Source organism: Streptomyces sp. NPDC088794 (assembly GCF_044750545.1).
GTDB lineage: Bacteria > Actinomycetota > Actinomycetes > Streptomycetales > Streptomycetaceae > Streptomyces.
This window is the reverse complement of the sequence record NZ_JBIVKB010000006.1, coordinates 199,184-218,962: the sequence shown is the minus strand read 5'-3', so window position 1 is coordinate 218,962 and position 19,779 is coordinate 199,184. Positions and strand designations below refer to the sequence as shown.

The following is a 19,779-nucleotide window of genomic DNA, read 5'->3' as shown; positions in this document are numbered from 1 at the left end:
CTCATTCGCCGGACACACGTATATGCCTTGGCCTAAGCTGCTCACAACTGTCACAGCAGTAGGTCCACGTATCAATACGTCCGGCGACCCCGAATCGTTCCGGAGGTTCCCCGACTTTCTGGTGGGGGCGTGTCCGAATCCGCCTTGTGTGTCACCAGGTGCCCGTTGTGACTCGGCTGAACTGTCCTGGTTTTCCGGGAAAGTCACGTATGTCACCAGCTCACTCCCCCGGGTGATCTGCCGCTTACGCATAGTCCGTTCGGGCCATTCAAGATTGGGCCCGAAGGGGGTGTTGCGCTGTGCCCACCTTCCGTAACGTCCTCAACTGGCAGCGGTGAATATGCCGCTACCGCCGTGGGGGAGCCTCGATTCGGGAGAGGACGGCGCCGGTATGGGCTGGGTAACCGACTGGAGTGCGCAGGCCGCCTGCCGCACTACCGATCCGGATGAACTGTTCGTGCAGGGAGCAGCGCAGAACCGGGCCAAGGCGGTGTGCACCGGATGTCCGGTACGCACCGAGTGCCTGGCCGATGCGCTCGACAACCGCGTCGAATTCGGCGTGTGGGGAGGCATGACGGAGCGGGAACGCCGCGCGCTGCTGCGCCGGCGGCCGACCGTCACCTCGTGGCGCAGGCTGCTGGAGACGGCTCGTGTCGAGTACGAGCGCGGCGTGGGCATCCTGCCGCTCGACGACGACGAGATCTACGAGAACTACGCGGCGGTGAGCTGAGGCGACCCCTCGGCACCTCGTCGTCGCAACAGCAGCACGCCTCAACAGCCGCTGCCGTCGGCTCAGTCGCCGTCGGCCTCGGGCAGCTCCGGCCGGTTGGCCGCGAGCCGGTCACCGATGTCCCGCAGACCCACGAGGTCGTGTACGTCGCCGGGCAGCGCGGCCACTTCCGTCACCGCCACCTCGGGGTGGCGAGCCGTGAAGCGGTCACGTGTGCGCTGCTCGCGGGAGAGCACGTGCATACGGTCGGCGTGCAGCCTCAACAGGCCCGCGGTGAGCCGGTCGACGCTCTGGTCCTCCTGATCCGGACCGGGGGAGCCGGGCTCGGACGTGGTGGACCCGTCAGCGGCGTCGTCGGCCGTGTCGCGGGCTGTGGTTGCGGGAGATTCTGAACTGCCGTACGTGTCGGGAGAGTTACGAAGACCAGCTTTCCCGCCGTGCTGATCGACAATGCGGGGCTCCACAAGATTTTCCGCGGCGGCGAGCGCACGCTCGGCCGACAACCGGTCGGCGCCGCTGCCGTGGACCCGGTTGAGCACCAGTCCGGCCAGCGGCATGTCCTCGGCCGCCAGCCGCTCCACGAAGTACGCGGCCTCGCGCAGCGCGTCCCGCTCGGGCGCCGCGACCACCAGGAACGCCGTCCCGGGTGCCTGAAGCAGCTTGTACGTGGCGTCCGCGCGCGTGCGGAAGCCGCCGAACATCGAGTCCATCGCGGCCACGAACGTCTGCACGTCCTTGAGCAGTTGGCCGCCGAGCAGTTTGCCCAGGGCGCCGGTCATCATCGACATCCCGACGTTCAGGAACTTCATGCCCGCGCGCCCGCCCACCTTGGCGGGCGCGAGCAGCAGCCGGATCAACTTGCCGTCCAGGAAGGACCCGAGCCGCTTGGGCGCGTCCAGGAAGTCGAGCGCCGAGCGGGAGGGCGGGGTGTCGACGACGATCAGGTCCCACTCGTCCCTCGCCCGCAACTGCCCGAGCTTCTCCATCGCCATGTACTCCTGCGTGCCCGCGAAGCCCGCCGAGAGCGACTGGTAGAAGGGGTTCGACAGGATCGCGGCGGCCCGCTCGGGATCCGCGTGCGCCTCGACGATCTCGTCGAAGGTGCGCTTCATGTCGAGCATCATCGCGTGCAGTTCGCCGCCGTTGCCCGAGTCCTCGATGCCCTTCACCCGGCGCGGGATGTTGTCCAGCGAGTCGATGCCCATGGACTGGGCGAGCCGGCGGGCCGGGTCGATGGTCAGGACGACCACCTTGCGCCCGCGCTCGGCGGCCCGCAGCCCCAGCGCCGCCGCCGTCGTGGTCTTGCCCACCCCGCCCGAGCCGCAGCACACCATGATCCGCGTCTTCGGGTCGTCGAGCAGCGGGTCGACGTCGAGCACGCGCGCGGGGGAGAGGCGGTGTCGCGCGTTCTCCTGGGCGTCGGCCTTGGCCGCCTCCGGGCTCATGACATCCCCTGCTTCCCCTGGTCGCGCTGCTTCCGACTCGTGCTCCGACCAATGCTCCGGCTCACGTACCGACTCCTGCCCCGGTCCGGGTGCCCACTCGTGCTCCGGCTCATGACAGGCCCTGCCCGCGCAGCTCCCTGGCCAGCCCGTACAGCCCGCCGAGGTCCATGCCCTCGGCGAGCAGCGGCAGTTCGTGCAGCGGCAGGCCCAGATCGGCCAGGACCGACCGCTGTTCCTCCTCCAGCGCGTACCGCTCGGCGTACTCCTTCGCCTCGGCGAGCAGCGGGTCCACCAGCTTCTCCGCGTTGCCGCCGCGCCGCGCCCCGCCGAGGCCCGCGGCGGACAGGGACTTGGCGAGGGCCGTACGCGGTGTGCTGCCGACGAGTTCCAGGTCTGCCGCGTCCAACACCTCCGGGCGCACCATGTTCACCATGATCCGGCCCACCGGCAGCCGCGCGGCGCGCAGTTCGGCGATTCCGTCGGCGGTCTCCTGGACGGGCATCTCCTCCAGGAGCGTCACCAGGTGCACGGCCGTCTCCTTGGACTTCAGCACCCGCATCACGGCCTGCGCCTGATTGTGTATCGGGCCGATCTTCGCGAGGCCCGCCACCTCGTCGTTCACGTTCAGGAAGCGGGTGATGCGGCCGGTGGGGGGCGCGTCCATGACGACGTAGTCGTACGCGAAGCGGCCGCTCTTGTCCTTGCGGCGCACCGCCTCGCACGCCTTGCCGGTCAGCAGGACGTCCCTGAGGCCGGGTGCGATGGTGGTCGCGAAGTCGATCGCGCCGAGCTTCTTCAGGGCCCGCCCCGCGCCCCCGAGTTTGTAGAACATCTGGAGGTAGTCCAGAAGGGCCAGCTCGGGGTCGATGGAGAGGGCGAACACCTCCCCGCCCCCCGGAGCGACCGCGATCTTCCGCTCCTCATAGGGCAGCGCATCCGTCTCGAAGAGTTGCGCGATGCCCTGGCGGCCCTCGACCTCGACGAGAAGCGTCCGCTTCCCCTCGGTCGCGAGGGCCAGCGCGAGTGCGGCGGCGACCGTCGTCTTGCCGGTCCCGCCCTTGCCGCTGACGACCTGGAGCCTGCTCACGTCTTCGAGCCTAACCAGTCTGTGCGCAAGCTACGCGGCAGCCTGTGGACAACGTGGCGACAGTCGCCCCCTGAGCCCTGCGGACCAGCCGCTAAAGTCGGCCACATGACCAAGTGGGAATACGCAACCGTGCCGCTGCTCGTCCACGCCACGAAGCAGATCCTGGACACCTGGGGCGAGGACGGCTGGGAGCTCGTCCAGGTCGTGCCCGGGCCCAACAACCCCGAGCAGCTGGTGGCCTACCTGAAGCGGGAGAAGGCATGAGCGCCGTCGAGGCGAAGCTGGCCGAACTAGGCCTGACCCTGCCGGAGGTCGTCCCGCCGCTGGCCGCCTACCAGCCCGCCGTGCTGTCGGGTGTCTACGTCTACACCGCGGGGCAGCTCCCGATGGTGGAGGGCAAGCTGCCCGTCACCGGCAAGGTCGGCGCCGAGGTCACGCCCGAGGAGGCCAAGGACCTGGCCCGCATCTGCGCCCTGAACGCGCTGGCCGCCGTCAAGTCCGTGGCCGGCGACCTGGACCGCATCGCGCGCGTGGTGAAGGTCGTGGGCTTCGTCGCCTCGGCGTCGGACTTCACCGGCCAGCCGGCCGTAGTCAACGGCGCCAGTGAGCTGCTCGCCGCCGCCCTCGGCGAGAAGGGCGTGCACGCGCGCAGCGCGGTCGGCGTGGCGGTGCTGCCGCTGGACGCTCCGGTGGAGGTCGAGATCCAGGTGGAGCTCGTTCCGTAGGCGTCACCCGCGAGCCGGGGCCCTGACCTCGGGTACCTCTCGAACATTCGCGCACCAGGGGATAGCCTCCGGCCATGGCGAATGGGCAGTGGTTTCCCCAGGACTGGCCGGAACGTATCCGCGCGCTGGCGGACGGCACGCTCACCCCGGTCACCCCGAAGCGCGCGGCCACCGTCATGCTCCTCAGGGACACCGACGGCGGCCCCGCCGTCCACATGCTGCGCAGACGCGCCTCCATGGCTTTCGCCGGAGGCGCGTACGCGTATCCGGGCGGCGGCGTCGACCCCCGTGACGACGAGCACCACATCCGCTGGGCGGGCCCCACGCGCGCGTGGTGGGCGAAGCGGTTCGGCGTCGACGAGACAGAGGCCCAGGCGATCGTCTGCGCGGCCGTCCGGGAGACGTACGAGGAGGCGGGCGTCCTGCTCGCCGGTGAGACGCCCGACTCCGTGGTCGGCGACACGACCGGCCCCCAGTGGGAGGCGGACCGGGCCGCGCTGGTCGACCGCGAGCTGTCCTTCGCCGAGTTCCTCGACCGCCGCGGCCTGGTCCTGCGCTCGGACCTGCTGGGCGCCTGGACCCGCTGGATCACCCCGGAGTTCGAGACCCGCCGCTACGACACCTGGTTCTTCGTGGCCGCCCTACCGCACGGCCAGCGCACCCGCAACGCCTCCACGGAGGCCGACCGCACGGTGTGGATCCGGCCGGAGGAGGCGGCGATCTCGTACGACAAGGGCGAGCTGCTGATGATGCCGCCCACCATCGCGACCCTGCGCCAGCTGCTGCCCTACGCCACGGCCGCCCAGGCGCTCGCCGCGGCCCCGGACCGCGACCTGACCGCCGTGCTGGCCCGCGCGCGGCTGGCGGACGGCGAGATCGTGCTGTCCTGGCCGGGCCACGACGAGTTCACCAAGCACATCCCGACCGACCATCCGACCGACCATCCGACCGATCAACCGACCGACCTCTCGACCGGTGGAGCCACGGCATGACGGATGCAGCAGCCCTTCCCGGTCAGCCCAGGGGCGGGGTCCTCTCGGGTCCCGCCACCGCCCGCGCGGTCAACGTCCTGGCGCCCAACGCCTCGGCGATGACTCTCGACGGCACCAACACGTGGATCCTCGCCGAGCCCGACTCGGAGCTGGCGGTCGTCGTCGACCCGGGTCCCCTGGACGACGGGCACCTGCGCAATGTCATCGACACCGCCGAGAAGGCCGGCAAGCGGATCGCGCTCACCCTGCTGACCCACGGCCACCCGGACCACGCCGAGGGAGCCGTCCGCTTCGCCGAGCTGACCGGCACGAAGGTGCGGGCCCTGGACCCGGCGCTGCGGCTGGGCGACGAGGGGCTGGGCGCCGGGGACCTCGTCCGGGTCGGCGGCCTGGAGCTGCTGGTCGTGCCGACCCCGGGACACACCTCGGACTCCCTGTGCTTCCATCTCCCGGCCGATCAGGCGGTCCTGACCGGCGACACCGTCCTGGGCCGCGGTACGACGGTCGTGGCGCACCCCGACGGCCGCCTCGGCGACTACCTGGACTCCCTGCGCCGCCTCAGATCCCTCGCGGTCGACGACGGCGTCCACACGGTGCTCCCGGGCCACGGGCCGGTCCTGGACGACGCCCAGGGCGTCGTCGAGTTCTACCTCGCCCACCGCGCCCACCGCCTCGCCCAGGTCGAGACGGCCGTCGAGAACGGTCACGGCACGTCGTCCGAGGTCGTCGCCCATGTGTACGCCGACGTGGACCGCTCGCTGTGGCCGGCGGCGGAGCTGTCGGTACGGGCACAGCTGGACTACCTGAAGGAACACGGTCTTATTTAGAGGCTCGGCACCAAATCAGCCCGTCCGGCGTTTGAGGACGAGGCCGTCCAGGCCGAACGGGGGTCCGGGGGCGGAGCCCCCGGGAACGCCGGGCACGAAAACGGGGCCCACCTCTTAAGAAGGGCCCCGAAGTCGTACCGCCAAGACCAGCGTCAGCGCGAACGCTTGGCCAGTCGCTCGACGTCCAGCAGGATCACCGCACGCGCCTCCAGGCGGAGCCACCCGCGCTGGGCGAAGTCGGCGAGCGCCTTGTTCACGGTCTCGCGGGACGCGCCGACCAGCTGGGCCAGCTCCTCCTGCGTGAGGTCGTGGACGACGTGGATGCCCTCTTCGGACTGCACGCCGAAGCGGCGCGAGAGGTCCAGCAGGGCGCGGGCGACGCGGCCGGGAACATCGGAGAAGACCAGGTCGGACATGGCGTCGTTGGTCTTGCGCAGCCGGCGGGCGACGGCGCGCAGCAGGGCGCCGGCCACCTCGGGACGGGCGCTCAGCCAGGGCTGGAGGTCACCGTGGCCCAGGCCCAGGAGCTTGACCTCGGTGAGCGCGGTGGCGGTCGCGGTACGGGGGCCCGGGTCGAACAGCGACAGCTCGCCGATCAACTCGCCGGGGCCGACGACGGCGAGCATGTTCTCGCGGCCGTCGGGGGAGGTGCGGTGCAGCTTGACCTTGCCCTCGGTGACCACGTAGAGCCGGTCTCCGGGGTCGCCCTCGTGGAAGAGCGAGTCTCCGCGCGCGAGGGTCACCTCGCTCATGGAGGCGCGAAGCTCCGTGGCCTGCTCGTCGTCGAGCGCCGCGAAAAGCGGGTTCCGCCGCAGAACGTCGTCCACGAGTTCTCTCCTTGTCGACCTGCTCAGGGGATCTTGCGCCCCCTTGGTACCAGGGGACCGTGCTCCCCATCTTGCCGGACGGTCCAAACAGTGTGATCTGTCACAAGGATGCCGCACTGGTGTCCCGAGGTAAGCGGCAGGGGTCCAATTGGGGGCTGATCTCCTGGGTCCGGGGCGGATGTCAGTGTCGGGCTCTAGGCTGGCCGGGTGTCCAAATCGCCGGTGAGAGCACAGGCCAAGGGGGCTGGGCGGGTGGCTGCACGTCGTGATTCCGCTGTGGGCGAACAGGACCCTGGTGGCGGAAAGAAACCGGCAAAAGTGACAAAGAAGGCTGCGGTGAAGAAGGCGACTCCGGCGAAGAAGACGGCCACGAAGAAAGCGACGGCCGTGAAAGAGACGACGGCCGCGAAGAAGACCGCGGTCGGCAAGAAGGCCACGGCCGCTAAGAAGGCCGTACCCGCGAAGAAGGCTGCGGTGAAGAAGGCGGCACCCGCGAAGAAGACGGCGCCCGCGAAGAAGGCCGCGGTCGTCGCCAAGCCTGCCAACGCCGAGTCGCACACCGCTCTCGTCCGCCGGGCCCGCCGGATCGACCGCGAGCTCGCCGAGGTCTTCCCGTACGCCCACCCGGAGCTGGACTTCGAGAACCCCTTCCAACTGGTGGTGGCCACGGTCCTGTCCGCCCAGACCACCGACCTCAGGGTCAACCAGACGACACCCGCGCTCTTCGCCAAGTACCCCACCCCCGAGGACCTGGCGGCCGCCAACCCGGAGGAGGTCGAGGAGATCCTCCGCCCGACCGGCTTCTTCCGGGCCAAGACCAAGTCGGTCATAGGGCTGTCCAAGGGCCTGGTGGAGCAGTTCGGCGGCGAGGTCCCCGGCCGCCTCGAAGACCTCGTCAAACTGCCCGGCGTCGGCCGCAAGACCGCCTTCGTGGTGCTGGGCAATGCCTTCGGGCGGCCCGGCATCACCGTGGACACCCACTTCCAGCGGCTGGTGCGGCGCTGGCAGTGGACCGATCAGACCGATCCGGACAAGATCGAGGCCGCCGTGGGAGCGCTCTTCCCCAAGAGCGACTGGACGGACCTCTCGCACCACGTGATCTGGCACGGCCGCCGCATCTGCCACGCCCGCAAGCCCGCCTGCGGCGCCTGCCCCATCGCCCCGCTCTGCCCGGCGTACGGCGAGGGCGAGACGGACCCGGAGAAGGCGAAGAAGCTCCTCAAGTACGAGAAGGGCGGCTTCCCGGGCCAGCGCCTCAACCCCCCGCAGGCCTACCTGGACGCGGGCGGCAAGGCGGCACCGCCGCTGGGGGCGGCCGGATGACGGACCGCTCGCCGGGCCCGCCGGTGACGGCGCACTGTCCGCCGGGGACCCGGACTCCCTCTCAGAGGTGTTCTCGGGGGCGATCTCAGGGTCGCCGACAGGAACGATCAAGGGGGCGGCGGGCGTTGGAACCAGCAGGACTTCGGGGGTGGCGATGACGCGTGCGAGCAATACGCGGGGCGGTCCGGTGACGCTCAGCAAGGAAGGCCTGCCGGGCTGGCTGGATCCGGTGGTGCGGGCGGTGGAGACGGTGCAGCCGCCGCAGCTCAGCCGCTTCCTGCCGCCCGAGGACGGAGCGGGCCGGCAGTCGGCCGTCCTCGTGCTGTTCGGCGAGGGCGAGCGCGGTCCCGAACTGCTGCTCATGGAGCGGGCCAGTTCGCTGCGCTCGCACGCCGGCCAGCCGTCCTTCCCCGGTGGCGCCCTCGACCCCGAGGACGGCGACCCGGGCACCGACGGGCCGCTGCGGGCCGCCCTGCGCGAGGCCGAGGAGGAGACCGGCCTCGACCCCTCAGGCGTCCAGCTCTTCGGCGTGCTGCCCCGGCTGTACATCCCGGTGAGCGGCTTCGTCGTGACCCCCGTGCTGGGCTGGTGGCGTGTGCCGACCCCGGTCGGGGTGGTCGATCCGAACGAGACGGCGCGGGTCTTCACGGTCCCCGTGGCGGATCTCACGGACCCGGCCAACCGCGCGACGGCCGTGCACCCCCAAGGCCACCGAGGTCCGGCATTCCTGGTCGAATCGGCCCTGGTGTGGGGCTTCACGGCCGGAATCATCGACCGACTGTTCCACTACGCCGGCTGGGAGCGCCCCTGGGACCAGGACAAGCAGGTCCCTCTCGACTGGAGGTCATGACAGGGTGTCTGCCGTGAACGTGCTGGACATCTTGTTGCTGGTCGCCGCCGTGTGGTTCGCGATCGTCGGTTATCGCCAGGGCTTCGTCGTCGGCATCCTGTCGGTGATCGGCTTCCTGGGCGGCGGTCTCGTGGCGGTGTATGTGCTGCCCGTCGTCTGGGACGCGCTGACCGACAACGCCGAGGTGAGCACGACCGCCGCCGTCGTCGCGGTCGTCGTCGTCATCGTCTGCGCCTCCGTGGGCCAGGCCCTGACCACCCACCTGGGCAACAAGTTGCGCCGGTTCATCACCTGGTCCCCGGCCCGCGCCCTGGACGCGACCGGCGGCGCCCTCGTCAACGTCCTGGCGATGCTCCTGGTCGCCTGGCTGATCGGCTCCGCCCTCGCGCAGACCACGATGCCGACGGTCGGCAAGGAGGTCCGCAGCTCCAAGGTGCTCCTCGGGGTGTCCGAGGTGCTGCCCACCCAGGCCGACACCTGGTTCAAGGACTTCACCTCGGTCCTCGCGCAGAACGGCTTCCCGCAGGTCTTCAGCCCGTTCTCGAACGAGCCGATCAAGGAGGTCCAGCCGCCCGACCCCGCGCTCGCCAGCAGCCAGGTCGCCACCGGCGCCAAGCGCTCCGTCGTCAAGGTCATGGGCACCGCCCAGAGCTGCGGCAAGGTCCTGGAGGGCTCCGGCTTCGTCTTCGGCGACCGCCGCGTCATGACCAACGCGCACGTGGTCGGAGGCGTGGACGAGCCCACCGTCCAGATCGGCGGCGAGGGCAGGAAGTACGACGCGACGGTCGTCCTGTACGACTGGAAGCGCGACATCGCCGTGCTCGACGTGCCCGATCTGAAGGCGCCCGCGCTGAAGTTCACGGACACCGACGCGGACAGCGGCGACGGCGCGATCGTCGCGGGCTTCCCGGAGAACGGGTCGTACGACGTCCGGGCGGCACGCGTGCGTGGGCGGCTGCCGGCCAGCGGTCCGGACATCTATCACCGCGGCACCGTCCGCCGTGACGTCTACTCGCTGTTCGCGACCGTCCGTCAGGGCAACTCCGGCGGCCCGCTGCTCACGCCGGAAGGCAAGGTGTACGGCGTGGTGTTCGCCAAGTCCCTCGACGACGCCGACACCGGATACGCCCTCACCGCGGACGAGATCCAGGAGGACATCGTCAAGGGGCGTACCGCCAACCAGCAGGTGGACAGCGACAGCTGCGCGCTGTAGACCGCCGTACCGGTAAAGATCTTCGAAGCCCTGGGAGGGACTCGAAGAAGAAGGCGCTCAGCCTCGGGGATGGCGCAGGCGCACCGAGACCCAGCGGGCCCGGCGGCGCAGGATGCGCGGAATGCCCACGCGGAGATCCGTGCCCGCCATCTGCGGGGCGCTGCCTCGCTGGTGGGGACTCAGGCCGCCCACCGAGCGGCGACTGCGTGCTGTGTCACTGTAGTCGTGCGTCCAGCCCATACCCCGACGTCTGCCCCTGCCCCAAGGTCGATAACCGCCCCAGGGGCCCCCAATCGGCCTATGCGCCGGGCAAGTGGCTGTTCGTAGGACAGGTGTTCAGTTCCGGATACCGGGCGCATCGGCGCGGTCACCGATCGGGTTCGGGGTCCTTCAGCCAGTTGACCAGTTCTGTACTGAAAGCGACCGGATCCTCCTCGTGCGGGAAGTGCCCGAGGCCGTCGAACAGCCGCCAGCGGTAGGGCGCTTCGACGTACTCGCCGGAACCGGCCGCGCTGCGGGTGCGCATCACGGGGTCCAGCGAGCCGTGGAGGTGGAGGGTCGGCACGCGCAGCGGGCGCTTCATGCGCCGGTTGAACTGGATGCCGTCCGGGCGGGCGATCGAGCGGACCATCCAGCGGTACGGCTCGATCGCGCAGTGCGCCGTCGAGGGGATGCTCATCGCGCGGCGGTAGGTGTCCACGGCCTTGTCGTCCGGGGCGTTGGGCCCGGACCACTCCCGGATCAGCTCGCCGACCAGCGCGCTGTCGTCGGCGGTCAGCTTCCGCTCCGGCAGCCAGGGGCGCTGGAACCCCCAGATGTATGAACCGGCGCGCGTCTGCTTGACGTCGGAGAGCATCGCCGAGCGCCAGCGCCGGGGATGCGGCATCGACGAGACCGCGAGCCGGCGCACCAGCTTGGGCCGCATCACGGCCGCCGTCCAGGCCAGATAGCCGCCCAGGTCGTGGCCGACCAGCGCGGCGTCGGGTTCGCCGAGGGAGCGGATCACGCCGGTGATGTCGAGCGCGAGGTTGGCGGGGTCGTAGCCGCGCGGGGTGCGGTCGCTGCCGCCGACGCCCCGCAGGTCCATGGCGACGGCGCGGAAGCCGGCGTCGGCGAGGGCCGTCATCTGGTGCCGCCAGGTCCACCAGAACTGGGGGAAGCCGTGCACCATCATGACCAGCGGCCCGTCGCCGATCTCCGCGATGTGGAAACGTGCGCCGTTGGCGGCGACGTCCCGGTGCGTCCAGGGGCCGTCGACTCGGACGACCGACGTCGGTTGCGCCGAAGGTGTGGCGGGGTCCGTCATGATGACGAGCGTGCCACAGCCTCGAGGGCCGCGGGTGCACGGTCCTCCAGGGCCGGCACTTCCGGACGCGTGTGCGGCTTCGCGTTCCCCAGCACGCCGGCCGTCTCCTTCACCGACGCGGCCACCTTCTGCGGGCCCTTGCCCTTGGCGGCCTTCTTCGCGAAGAACACGCCGACCAGCACGAGGACGACCGCGATGAGCACGTTCGCCGCGAAGGACAGCAGGAAGCAGAGCGCCAGGTTCCAGTCGCTCCAGGTGCGGATGCCGTACGCCAGCGCGAAGTTGAGCATCGGCAGGGAGAACACCAGTACGCCGGCGGCCACTGTGAACGCGCCGCCGCTCATCGCCCCGCGGATCACGTCCTGCTTGAGCTGCGCCTTGGCCAGCGCGATCTCGTCGTGCACCAGCGCAGACATCTCGGTCGTCGCCGAGGCGAACAACTGTCCGATGCTGCGTTCGGCGCCGACCGGGCTGCCCTCGGGTGCGCTCATCGCCGTCTCCCTCGTAAGTCTTTTGTACCGTCCCGTCAGATCATGCCGGACGGTGGTCCTCGACGCCTGCCCCGCCCGCCACTTCGGCAAGCCCGCGTCGTCCCAGCTCCCTACCGGGCTTCGGCCTCCCCGCGCGCCTCGGCCTCCTTGAGCGCGGCGATCCGGCGGTGCTCGGCGGCCTTGCGGTCGAAGATCTCGGCCATCCGCAGGTGGTACGCCGGGTCGTCCTGCTCGTAGATGTCCGGGATCCCGTCGAGGTCCTCGTCGCGCTCCTCGTCCTCGCACATCCTGCGGTACTTGGCGTTGCGGACCTTCAGCAACACGGTCGCGAGGACGGCCGCGATCAGCGAGGCGGTCAGTACGGCGGCCTTGACCTCGTCGGTCAGCACGGCATCGCCGTCGAAGGCCAGCTCGCCGATGAGCAGCGACACCGTGAAGCCGATGCCGGCAAGGGTCGCCACCGCGAACACGTCGGCCCAGGCGAGTTCGTCGCTGAGCGAGGCCCTGGTGAAACGGGCCGTCAGCCACGTACCGCCGAAGATCCCGATCGCCTTGCCGACGACCAGGCCGAGGACCACGCCCAGCGTCTCGGGCCGGGTGAACACATCGCCGAGCGCGCCGCCCGACACGGTGACGCCGGCGCTGAAGAGCGCGAACAGCGGGACGGCGAGGCCCGCCGACAGGGGGCGCACGAGGTGCTCCACGCGCTCGCCGGGCGCCCGCGCCTCGCCCTCGTGGCGGTGGCAGCGCAGCATCAGGCCCATGGCGACGCCGGCGATGGTGGCGTGGACGCCGCTGTTGTACATCAGCGCCCAGATGACGAGCGCGAGCGGGACGTACACGTACCAGCCGCGTACGCCCCTCCGAAGCAGCAGCCAGAAGACGATCAGGCCCACGGCGGCGCCGCCGAGCGCGGCGAGGTCGATGTCGCTGGTGAAGAAGATCGCGATGATCAGGATCGCGAAGAGGTCGTCGACGACGGCGAGGGTGAGCAGGAAGGCGCGCAGGGCGCTCGGCAGCGAGGTGCCGATGACTGCGAGCACGGCGAGCGCGAAGGCGATGTCGGTGGCGGTGGGCACCGCCCAGCCGTCCAGGGAGCCGTTGCCGGTGAGGTTGGTGAGCGTGTAGACGAGCGCCGGTACGGCCATGCCGCACAGGGCCGCCACGACCGGGAGCGCGGCCGCCTTGGGGTCGCGCAGGTCACCGGCGACCAGTTCGCGCTTGAGCTCGATGCCGGCGACGAAGAAGAAGACCGCGAGCAGACCGTCGGCGGCCCAGTGCGCCACGGACAGGTTCAGGCCGAGCGCGGAGGGGCCGAAGTGGAAGTGGCTGACGCTCTCGTAACTGCTGTGCAGCGCTGGGATGTTCGTCCAGATCAGCGCGGTGACCGCGGCCACGAGCAGCAGCACACCGCCGACCGTCTCGGCGCGCAGGGCGTCCGTGACGAAGGTCCGCTCGGGCAGGGACAGGCGTCCGAGGACCTTGCGGGCGGGGGTGGTGCGGGGCGCGCTCACGGGGGGCCTCCGGGTGGTGGGCAGGGCTGAACCGTTCGCCGACCAGACTTCCCGGCACACCTTGAGGGTCACGCAGTTTTGCTTAGTTTACCTAAAAGGGGCGCCCGGCGCTTTTCGCACCGGACGCCCCCCATGGTCGTACGACTGCTCAGTCCTCGCTGGGCGCGGCCGGCAGCTTGGCCTGGATGAGGTCCATGACCGTCGAGTCGGTCAGCGTCGTCACGTCGCCGAGCTGACGGTTCTCGGCCACGTCGCGCAGCAGGCGGCGCATGATCTTGCCGGAGCGGGTCTTCGGCAGCTCGGCGACCGGCAGCACCCGCTTGGGCTTGGCGATCGGGCCGAGGACGCTGCCGACGTGGTTGCGCAGGTCGTTGACGAGGTTCTCGTCCTCGGCGTTGGCCGTGCCGCGCAGGATCACGAAGGCGACGATGGCCTGCCCGGTCGTCTCGTCGGCGGCACCGACGACGGCCGCCTCGGCGACCGCGGGGTGCGAGACGAGCGCCGACTCGACCTCCGTGGTGGAGATGTTGTGGCCGGACACGAGCATCACGTCGTCGACCCGGCCGAGCAGCCAGATGTCGCCGTCGTCGTCCTTCTTCGCGCCGTCGCCGGCGAAGTACTTGCCCTCGAACCGCGACCAGTACGTGTCGAGGAAGCGCTGGTCGTCGCCCCAGATGGTGCGCAGCATCGACGGCCACGGCTCGGTCAGGACCAGGTAACCGCCACCGCCGTTCGGGACCTCGTTGGCCTCGTCGTCGACGACGGTCGCGGAGATGCCGGGCAGCGGGGTCTGCGCGGAACCGGGCTTGGTCGCCGTGACACCGGGCAGTGGCGAGATCATCATGGCGCCGGTCTCGGTCTGCCACCAGGTGTCGACGATCGGGGTCCTGTCGCCGCCGATGTGCTTGCGGTACCAGATCCACGCCTCGGGGTTGATCGGCTCGCCCACGGACCCGAGGACACGGAGGGAGGACAGGTCGAACTTCGCGGGGATGTCGTCGCCCCACTTCATGAACGTACGAATGGCGGTGGGCGCCGTGTACAGGATCGTCACCCCGTACTTCTGCACGATCTCCCAGAAGCGGCCCTGGTGCGGGGTGTCCGGGGTGCCCTCGTACATGACCTGGGTGGCGCCGTTGGCCAGCGGCCCGTAGACGATGTACGAGTGGCCGGTGACCCAGCCGACGTCGGCCGTGCACCAGTAGACGTCCGTCTCCGGCTTGAGGTCGAAGACGGCGTGGTGGGTGTACGAGGCCTGGGTGAGGTAGCCGCCGGAGGTGTGCAGGATGCCCTTGGGCTTACCCGTCGTACCGGACGTGTACAGGATGAACAGCGGGTGCTCGGCGTCGAAGGCCTCGGGCGTGTGCTCGGCCGACTGGCGCTCGACGATCTCGTGCCACCACACGTCCCGCTCGCCGTCCCAGGCGACCTCCTGGCCGGTACGGCGGACCACGAGGACGTGCTCCACGTTGTCGACCTTGGCGACCGCCTCGTCGACGGCCGGCTTGAGCGCGGACGGCTTGCCGCGCCGGTAGCCGCCGTCGGTGGTGATGACGACCTTGGCGTCGGCGTCCTGGATGCGGGTCGCGAGCGCGTCGGCCGAGAAGCCGCCGAAGACGACGGAGTGGGCGGCGCCGATCCGGGCGCACGCGAGCATCGCGACCGCCGTCTCCGGGATCATCGGCATGTAGACGGCGACCCGGTCGCCCTTGCGGACACCCAGCTCCAGCAGGGCGTTGGCCGCCTTGGAGACCTCGTCCTTGAGCTCGGCGTAGGTGATGGCGCGGCTGTCGCCGGGCTCGCCCTCGAAGTGGATGGCGACCCGGTCGCCGAGCCCGGCCTCCACATGGCGGTCCACGCAGTTGTACGCGACGTTGAGCGTGCCGTCCTTGAACCACTTGGCGAACGGCGGGTTCGACCAGTCCAGCGTCTCGGTCGGTTCCTTGGCCCAGGTCAGCCGACGGGCCTGCGCGGCCCAGAAGCCGAGCCGGTCAGCCTTGGCCTGTTCATACGCCTCCGCCGTGACGTTGGCGTTCGCCGCCAGGTCCGCGGGGGGTGCGAACCTGCGTTCCTCTTTGAGCAGGTTGGCCAGGCTTTCGTTGCTCACGGCATCTGCCTTTCCCAGGGTGTCCGTTGTGTCCCGGGCCAGCTCATCAGACCCGGGGGTCCGATGACAAGAGTCGACCTGGAATTGGTTTAGACCTGTCATCGGACTTGTGTGGCCAGGGGTTGTCCATAGCCACGGACGCCGGGTGAGGCGGGTTCAGGCGAGGGCCCGGGCGGAGGCTCAGGCCGGGAGGTCCGCCGCGCTCACGTGGTCGAACACCTCGTCCTGGTTCTCCGTGTTCTCTCCGTTCTCCCCGTTCTCCGGACTCCCCTCGGTCAGCAGGTACGCCTGCGCCTCACCCACGTGGAAGTACATCCCGTGCAGCTCCAGCGCCCCCTCTCGCAGCGCCCGCGTCACCGACTCGTGCGCCCGCAGATGCTCCAACTGCTGGACCACATTGGTCAGCGAGAGCTGCTCCACGGCGTCGGCGGGCGCCCGCCCGGCGAGCCGCGCCCACGGTCTGCCGTCGTCGGCCATCCGCTCCAGACTCGGCAGCCCGTGCCGCAGCCACCGCTTGAGCGGCGTCCGCGCGCCCCCCGGCTCCGAGTTGAGCAATGCCTGCATGGCCCCGCAGCCGGAGTGCCCGCACACCGTGATGGACCGCACCTTCAGTACGTCCACCGCGTACTCGATCGCGGCCGCCACCGAGTCGTCGCCGCCCTCGTCGCCGGGCAGCGGGACGAGGTTGCCCACATTGCGCACCACGAACAGGTCGCCCGGACCACTGGAGGTGATCATCGAGGTCACCAGCCGCGAGTCGGCACAGGTGAGGAAGAGCTGCGAGGGCCGCTGCCCCTCCCGCGCCAGCCGGGCCAGCTCGCCCCGCACGAGCGGAGCGGTGTTGCGCTGGAACGCGCTGATGCCCTGGGCGAGTTGGCGTCCTCCGCTGCGGCTGTTGGAGGTGCCGCTGGTGTTGGTGTCGGTATCGGGGTCGAGGTCGGTGCTGGTGTCGCCCGGCTTGGAGCTGCCGGGTGCGGAACGGGCGGTCGACCCACCGGGGTGCCCGCCCGGTGACACGGACTCCAGGGGTTCGCATTGGTGGTTGCGCCAAGGTGTCCAGGGTCGGCAGCGGCAGCCGGCCGACGCCGTCGGCTCACCGGTCGGGGTCACCCCGTCCCCGGCGTGGCCGGCACCGGACACGCGTGTGCCCGTACGGCGGCCGGTCAGCTCGGCGGTGCCGCCCTGCGCGGTGTGCGTGCTCTGCCAGTCGTGCAGGGACTCGTACGCCGCGTGGTCCATGAACGAGCCGTCCAACTCCACGACGGCGTGCGCGCCTTGGGGTACGAGGTGCAGGGCCCGGCTGAGGCGCGGCACCGCGAGGAACGTCAACTGGCCGCGGACCTGGACGTGATGGACTCCTTCCTTCTCCTCGTGCGTGATGCGGGTGCGGGCCAGGCGCTGCATGGCGACGGCGACGGCGACGGCGATCCCCAGCGTGACGCCCTCCAGGACGCCGAAGACGACCACGCCGAGGGTGGTGACGGCGTAGACCAGCACTTCTCGGTGGCGGGTCACCGTGCGGATGTGGTGCAGGGACACCATCTGGATGCCGACGGCCATCACCAGGGCGGCGAGCGAGGCGAGCGGGATCAGCTCCAGGACCGGGACCATCAGCAGCGCGGCGATCACTACGAGAACGCCGTGCAGCAGCGTGGAGTTCCGGCTCACGGCACCCGCGTTGACATTCGCCGCGCTGCGGACGGCCACGCCGGCGACCGGCAGTCCGCCGAGGGCGCCGGAGACGATGTTGGCGGCTCCCTGGCCGAGCAGCTCGCGGTCCAGACGGGAGCGGCCGACGCGGGCGGCGAGGCCGGGCCGGGCGGCCATCATCTTGTCCACGGCGACTGCGCCGAGCAGCGACTGCACGCTGCACACCAGCGTGGTGGTGAGCACGGCGGCGATGATGCCGAGCACCGGGCCCTCGGGGAGTCCGGCCAGGGCGTGGCTGCTCCAGGACGGCAGGTCGACCTTGGGCAGGCTGAGGCCGGTGAGCGAGGCGGCCGTGGTGGCGCCGGCGACCGCGACGAGCGCGGCGGGGATCTTGCGCAGCAGATGTCCGACCCGGCCCGGGATCCGCGGCCAGAGCAGCAGCAGGGCCAGCGTCAGCACGCTCACCGACACGGCGGCCGGTTGCAGCCGTGCCAACTGGGCGGGCAGGGCGCGGAGGTTGGCGAGGACGGAGCTCTGCGGGGTGCCGCCCAGGACGATGTGCAGCTGGGCGACGGCGATGGTGACGCCGATGCCGGCGAGCATGCCGTGCACGATGGCGGGGCTGACGGCGAGCGCGGTGCGGGCCACGCGCAGGCAGCCGAGGCCGAGTTGGGCGAGACCGGCGAGGACCGTGATGGCACAGGTCGTGCGCCAGCCGTAGCGCTGGATGAGGTCGGCGGTGACCACCGTGAGTCCGGCGGCGGGGCCGCTGACCTGGAGCGGACAGCCGCCGAGCCAGCCGACGACCAGGCCGCCGACGGCCGCGGCGACCAGGCCCGCCTGGAGCGGGGCGCCGGTGGCGAGGGCGATGCCCAGGGAGAGCGGCAGGGCGATCAGGAAGACGGCGATGGAGGCCGACACATCGGCGCCCGCGAGCCGGAAGCGGCGGGGTGGGGTCGGCGGGCTGTGGGGCCGGTGGGTGCGCTCGGTGCGGGTCGAGTGGCGGTCGGTGGCGCGAGTACGTACGCAGGCTGACATGTTTCCCGTCTCCTCCGGGGCAGCGCGGTCGCGGAACAGGGGTCCCCGTCGGTGGCGGGGTCGGGTCGCGGCCGTGGGTCACGGCGTGCAGCGGCGGGATGAATCAACGTTCGGTAAACGAATCGTAATGCAGAGTAAAGGCTAGGCATGAACTTTCCTGGCAAATAGCCCTATAAGTCACCCGCAAGAGCGAAGCAATTATTTGATCGGCTTGTCGTACTAATTCCTTCTCGGCCCCGTGCAACCTTGGCGGCGCTGTCGGGCCTTCCCGGCACATCACCAGAAAACGCCCTCAGCGGCGTTGGCCTGAGAGAAGGAAGAAGGTGGGCGGAACATGGCCGCCACCCAGAGGATCGCCGCCGGCGCCGTGATCGCCGCGGTCTGTGCCGCATCGCTCGCCGGCTGCGGGATCGGTTCCGACGGTTCCAAGGCAGGTGCTCCCGGTCCGCAGAAGGCCAAGCCGGCCCAGCCGCCCAAGAACATGGTCCGGCTGATCGGCGACGGCTCCACCTCGTACACCGGGGCGCAGCCGCACCTGCCCAGGCCGGAGCGGCTCAAGCCCGGCCAGAAGCCCCCGCAGTTCGTCGTCTTCTCCTGGGACGGCGCCGGCGAGGACAGCCAGCAGCTGTTCTCCCACTTCCGCAAGGTCGCCAAGGCCAACCACGCGACGATGACGTACTTCCTGAGCGGCGTGTACATGCTGCCGGAGGACAAGCGCGACGAGTACAAGCCGCCGCAGCACTCACCGGGCCGCTCCGACATCGGCTTCAACGACACCAAGGGCATCGCCGACACCGTCAAGCAGCTGCGCCTGGCGTGGCTGGAGGGCAACGAGATCGGCACCCACTTCAACGGCCACTTCTGCGGCAAGGACGGTGGCGTCGGCGAGTGGTCGGTCGCGGACTGGAAGGACGAGATCGCCCAGGCGAAGCACTTCGTCAAGTCCTGGAAGACCAACACCGGCATGAAGAAGGCGGCCGCGCTGCCCTTCGACTACGACAAGGAACTCGTCGGAGCCCGCACGCCGTGTCTCGAAGGCCAGCGCAACTTCATGAAGGCCGCCCACGAGCTGGGCTTCCGCTACGACACCAGCGGGGTCAACGACCAGCTCTGGCCGAAGAAGAAGGAAGGCCTGTGGGACCTGTCGATGCAGCTCGTGCCGTTCCCCGGGCACTCCTACGAGCAGCTCACCATGGACTACAACTTCATGGTCAACCAGTCCGGTACGCAGACCCAGGGTGACCCCGACAAGTTCCAGTACTGGGGCGACCAGATGCGCGACGGCCTCCTCAAGGGCTTCCACCGCGCCTACGACGGCAACCGCGCGCCCCTCGTCATCGGCAACCACTTCGAGTCCTGGAACGGCGGCACCTACATGCGTGCCGTGGACGAGGTCGTCGAGAACGTCTGCAACAAGCCCGACGTGCGCTGTGTGTCCTTCCGGCAGCTGGCCGACTGGCTGGACGCCCAGGACCCGCAGATCCTGGCGAAGCTGCACGGCCTGAACGTCGGCGAGGCACCGAAGCAGGGCTGGGCGTCCTTCCTCTCGGGCCGGCCGGCCCCGGCCCCGAAGGGCGTGCCCGGAGCGCCGGCGGCCAAGCAGCAGCCGTAGTCGGCAAGGGGCTCGGCCGTCGTCGCGCGCGAGCGTCACACG

At 70.4% G+C, this 19,779-nt stretch carries 17 protein-coding genes and 1 pseudogene; 9 read left to right on the top strand and 9 right to left on the bottom strand.

The genetic code is table 11. The features are described 5' to 3' along the window. Nucleotides 1–391: 391 nt before the first annotated feature. Nucleotides 392–730, top strand: coding sequence for a transcriptional regulator WblA (gene wblA / locus ACIP6U_RS19480; protein ID WP_401719065.1), 339 nt, complete (start codon nucleotides 392–394; stop codon nucleotides 728–730). 62 nt (nucleotides 731–792) lie between these two features. On the opposite strand, the gene ACIP6U_RS19475 is transcribed toward wblA, so the two are convergent. Next, entirely contained in the window at nucleotides 793–2,175 is a 1,383-nt protein-coding gene (locus ACIP6U_RS19475) for an ArsA family ATPase (protein ID WP_401719062.1), read from the bottom strand. Between the two features lie 109 nt (nucleotides 2,176–2,284). Then, on the bottom strand, nucleotides 2,285–3,262 hold the full coding sequence (locus ACIP6U_RS19470; protein ID WP_401719059.1) for an ArsA-related P-loop ATPase: 978 nt from the start codon (nucleotides 3,260–3,262) through the stop codon (nucleotides 2,285–2,287). A 105-nt stretch (nucleotides 3,263–3,367) separates the two neighbouring features. Here ACIP6U_RS19470 and ACIP6U_RS19465 point away from each other — a divergent pair, with 105 nt between their 5' ends. The 4 genes from ACIP6U_RS19465 to ACIP6U_RS19450 all read left to right on the top strand — a co-directional run bounded on the left by ACIP6U_RS19465 (nucleotide 3,368) and on the right by ACIP6U_RS19450 (nucleotide 5,806). Continuing rightward, on the top strand, nucleotides 3,368–3,526 hold the full coding sequence (locus ACIP6U_RS19465; protein ID WP_003967454.1) for a DUF4177 domain-containing protein: 159 nt from the start codon (nucleotides 3,368–3,370) through the stop codon (nucleotides 3,524–3,526). Beyond that, nucleotides 3,523–3,987, top strand: coding sequence for a RidA family protein (locus ACIP6U_RS19460; protein WP_401719056.1), 465 nt, complete (start codon nucleotides 3,523–3,525; stop codon nucleotides 3,985–3,987). The genes ACIP6U_RS19465 and ACIP6U_RS19460 overlap by 4 nt, the downstream gene beginning before the upstream one ends. A gap of 74 nt (nucleotides 3,988–4,061) precedes the next feature. Then, nucleotides 4,062–4,979: an NUDIX hydrolase gene (locus ACIP6U_RS19455; protein WP_401719053.1), complete on the top strand. Its 918-nt coding sequence runs from the start codon at nucleotides 4,062–4,064 to the stop codon at nucleotides 4,977–4,979. After that, entirely contained in the window at nucleotides 4,976–5,806 is an 831-nt protein-coding gene (locus ACIP6U_RS19450; protein ID WP_401719050.1) for an MBL fold metallo-hydrolase, read from the top strand. The genes ACIP6U_RS19455 and ACIP6U_RS19450 overlap by 4 nt, the downstream gene beginning before the upstream one ends. 152 nt (nucleotides 5,807–5,958) lie before the next feature. Here ACIP6U_RS19450 and ACIP6U_RS19445 read toward each other — a convergent pair whose 3' ends face one another. Continuing rightward, nucleotides 5,959–6,633, bottom strand: a complete 675-nt coding sequence (locus tag ACIP6U_RS19445) for a Crp/Fnr family transcriptional regulator (RefSeq protein WP_123998683.1) — start codon at nucleotides 6,631–6,633, stop codon at nucleotides 5,959–5,961. A gap of 318 nt (nucleotides 6,634–6,951) precedes the next feature. Here ACIP6U_RS19445 and nth point away from each other — a divergent pair, with 318 nt between their 5' ends. From nth to ACIP6U_RS19430, 3 genes are all read left to right on the top strand, one after another. Next, the gene (gene nth / locus ACIP6U_RS19440; RefSeq protein ID WP_401719047.1) at nucleotides 6,952–7,956 is read left to right on the top strand and encodes an endonuclease III; all 1,005 of its coding nucleotides are present in this window, start codon (nucleotides 6,952–6,954) and stop codon (nucleotides 7,954–7,956) included. A 154-nt stretch (nucleotides 7,957–8,110) separates the two neighbouring features. Next, nucleotides 8,111–8,806 (top strand): NUDIX hydrolase, encoded by a 696-nt coding sequence (locus tag ACIP6U_RS19435; protein ID WP_401719625.1) that lies wholly within the window; start codon nucleotides 8,111–8,113, stop codon nucleotides 8,804–8,806. Nucleotides 8,807–8,819: 13 nt separating this feature from the next. After that, entirely contained in the window at nucleotides 8,820–10,019 is a 1,200-nt protein-coding gene (locus ACIP6U_RS19430; protein WP_401719044.1) for a MarP family serine protease, read from the top strand. A 57-nt stretch (nucleotides 10,020–10,076) separates the two neighbouring features. Here the strand turns inward: ACIP6U_RS19430 and ACIP6U_RS19425 are convergent, their stop codons facing one another. The 6 genes and pseudogenes from ACIP6U_RS19425 to ACIP6U_RS19400 all read right to left on the bottom strand — a co-directional run bounded on the left by ACIP6U_RS19425 (nucleotide 10,077) and on the right by ACIP6U_RS19400 (nucleotide 18,125). Then, nucleotides 10,077–10,259, bottom strand: a complete 183-nt coding sequence (locus ACIP6U_RS19425; protein ID WP_123998680.1) for a hypothetical protein — start codon at nucleotides 10,257–10,259, stop codon at nucleotides 10,077–10,079. Between the two features lie 127 nt (nucleotides 10,260–10,386). Further along, the gene (locus ACIP6U_RS19420) at nucleotides 10,387–11,325 is read right to left on the bottom strand and encodes an alpha/beta fold hydrolase (RefSeq protein WP_401719042.1); all 939 of its coding nucleotides are present in this window, start codon (nucleotides 11,323–11,325) and stop codon (nucleotides 10,387–10,389) included. Beyond that, nucleotides 11,322–11,816, bottom strand: coding sequence for a phage holin family protein (locus ACIP6U_RS19415; RefSeq protein ID WP_123998678.1), 495 nt, complete (start codon nucleotides 11,814–11,816; stop codon nucleotides 11,322–11,324). The genes ACIP6U_RS19420 and ACIP6U_RS19415 overlap by 4 nt, the downstream gene beginning before the upstream one ends. Nucleotides 11,817–11,856: 40 nt before the next feature. Beyond that, nucleotides 11,857–13,330: pseudogene (gene nhaA / locus ACIP6U_RS19410) on the bottom strand (Na+/H+ antiporter NhaA). Between the two features lie 148 nt (nucleotides 13,331–13,478). Then, nucleotides 13,479–15,437 carry an acetate--CoA ligase gene (acs, locus tag ACIP6U_RS19405; RefSeq protein WP_401719039.1) on the bottom strand — a complete coding sequence of 653 codons (1,959 nt, stop codon included), beginning with the start codon at nucleotides 15,435–15,437 and terminating at the stop codon, nucleotides 13,479–13,481. Nucleotides 15,438–15,617: 180 nt separating this feature from the next. After that, on the bottom strand, nucleotides 15,618–18,125 hold the full coding sequence (locus ACIP6U_RS19400; RefSeq protein ID WP_401719036.1) for a bifunctional SulP family inorganic anion transporter/carbonic anhydrase: 2,508 nt from the start codon (nucleotides 18,123–18,125) through the stop codon (nucleotides 15,618–15,620). A 334-nt stretch (nucleotides 18,126–18,459) separates the two neighbouring features. Between ACIP6U_RS19400 and ACIP6U_RS19395 the strand changes: the two genes are divergently transcribed. Next, a complete protein-coding gene (locus tag ACIP6U_RS19395; protein ID WP_401719034.1) occupies nucleotides 18,460–19,737 on the top strand; it encodes a hypothetical protein in 1,278 nt (425 codons plus the stop codon). The last annotated feature ends 42 nt before the right edge of the window (nucleotides 19,738–19,779 follow it).

Excerpts from the sequence above, each read along its gene's own strand:
- wblA (WP_401719065.1), top strand. The coding sequence starts at position 392 with ATGGGCTGGGTAACCGACTGGAGTGCGCAGGCCGCCTGCCGCACTACC.
- ACIP6U_RS19475 (WP_401719062.1), bottom strand. The coding sequence starts at position 2,175 with ATGAGCCCGGAGGCGGCCAAGGCCGACGCCCAGGAGAACGCGCGACAC.
- ACIP6U_RS19465 (WP_003967454.1), top strand. The coding sequence starts at position 3,368 with ATGACCAAGTGGGAATACGCAACCGTGCCGCTGCTCGTCCACGCCACG.
- ACIP6U_RS19460 (WP_401719056.1), top strand. The coding sequence starts at position 3,523 with ATGAGCGCCGTCGAGGCGAAGCTGGCCGAACTAGGCCTGACCCTGCCG.
- ACIP6U_RS19455 (WP_401719053.1), top strand. The coding sequence starts at position 4,062 with ATGGCGAATGGGCAGTGGTTTCCCCAGGACTGGCCGGAACGTATCCGC.
- ACIP6U_RS19450 (WP_401719050.1), top strand. The coding sequence starts at position 4,976 with ATGACGGATGCAGCAGCCCTTCCCGGTCAGCCCAGGGGCGGGGTCCTC.
- ACIP6U_RS19435 (WP_401719625.1), top strand. The coding sequence starts at position 8,111 with ATGACGCGTGCGAGCAATACGCGGGGCGGTCCGGTGACGCTCAGCAAG.
- ACIP6U_RS19425 (WP_123998680.1), bottom strand. The coding sequence starts at position 10,259 with ATGGGCTGGACGCACGACTACAGTGACACAGCACGCAGTCGCCGCTCG.
- ACIP6U_RS19420 (WP_401719042.1), bottom strand. The coding sequence starts at position 11,325 with ATGACGGACCCCGCCACACCTTCGGCGCAACCGACGTCGGTCGTCCGA.
- ACIP6U_RS19415 (WP_123998678.1), bottom strand. The coding sequence starts at position 11,816 with ATGAGCGCACCCGAGGGCAGCCCGGTCGGCGCCGAACGCAGCATCGGA.
- ACIP6U_RS19400 (WP_401719036.1), bottom strand. The coding sequence starts at position 18,125 with ATGTCAGCCTGCGTACGTACTCGCGCCACCGACCGCCACTCGACCCGC.
- ACIP6U_RS19395 (WP_401719034.1), top strand. The coding sequence starts at position 18,460 with ATGGCCGCCACCCAGAGGATCGCCGCCGGCGCCGTGATCGCCGCGGTC.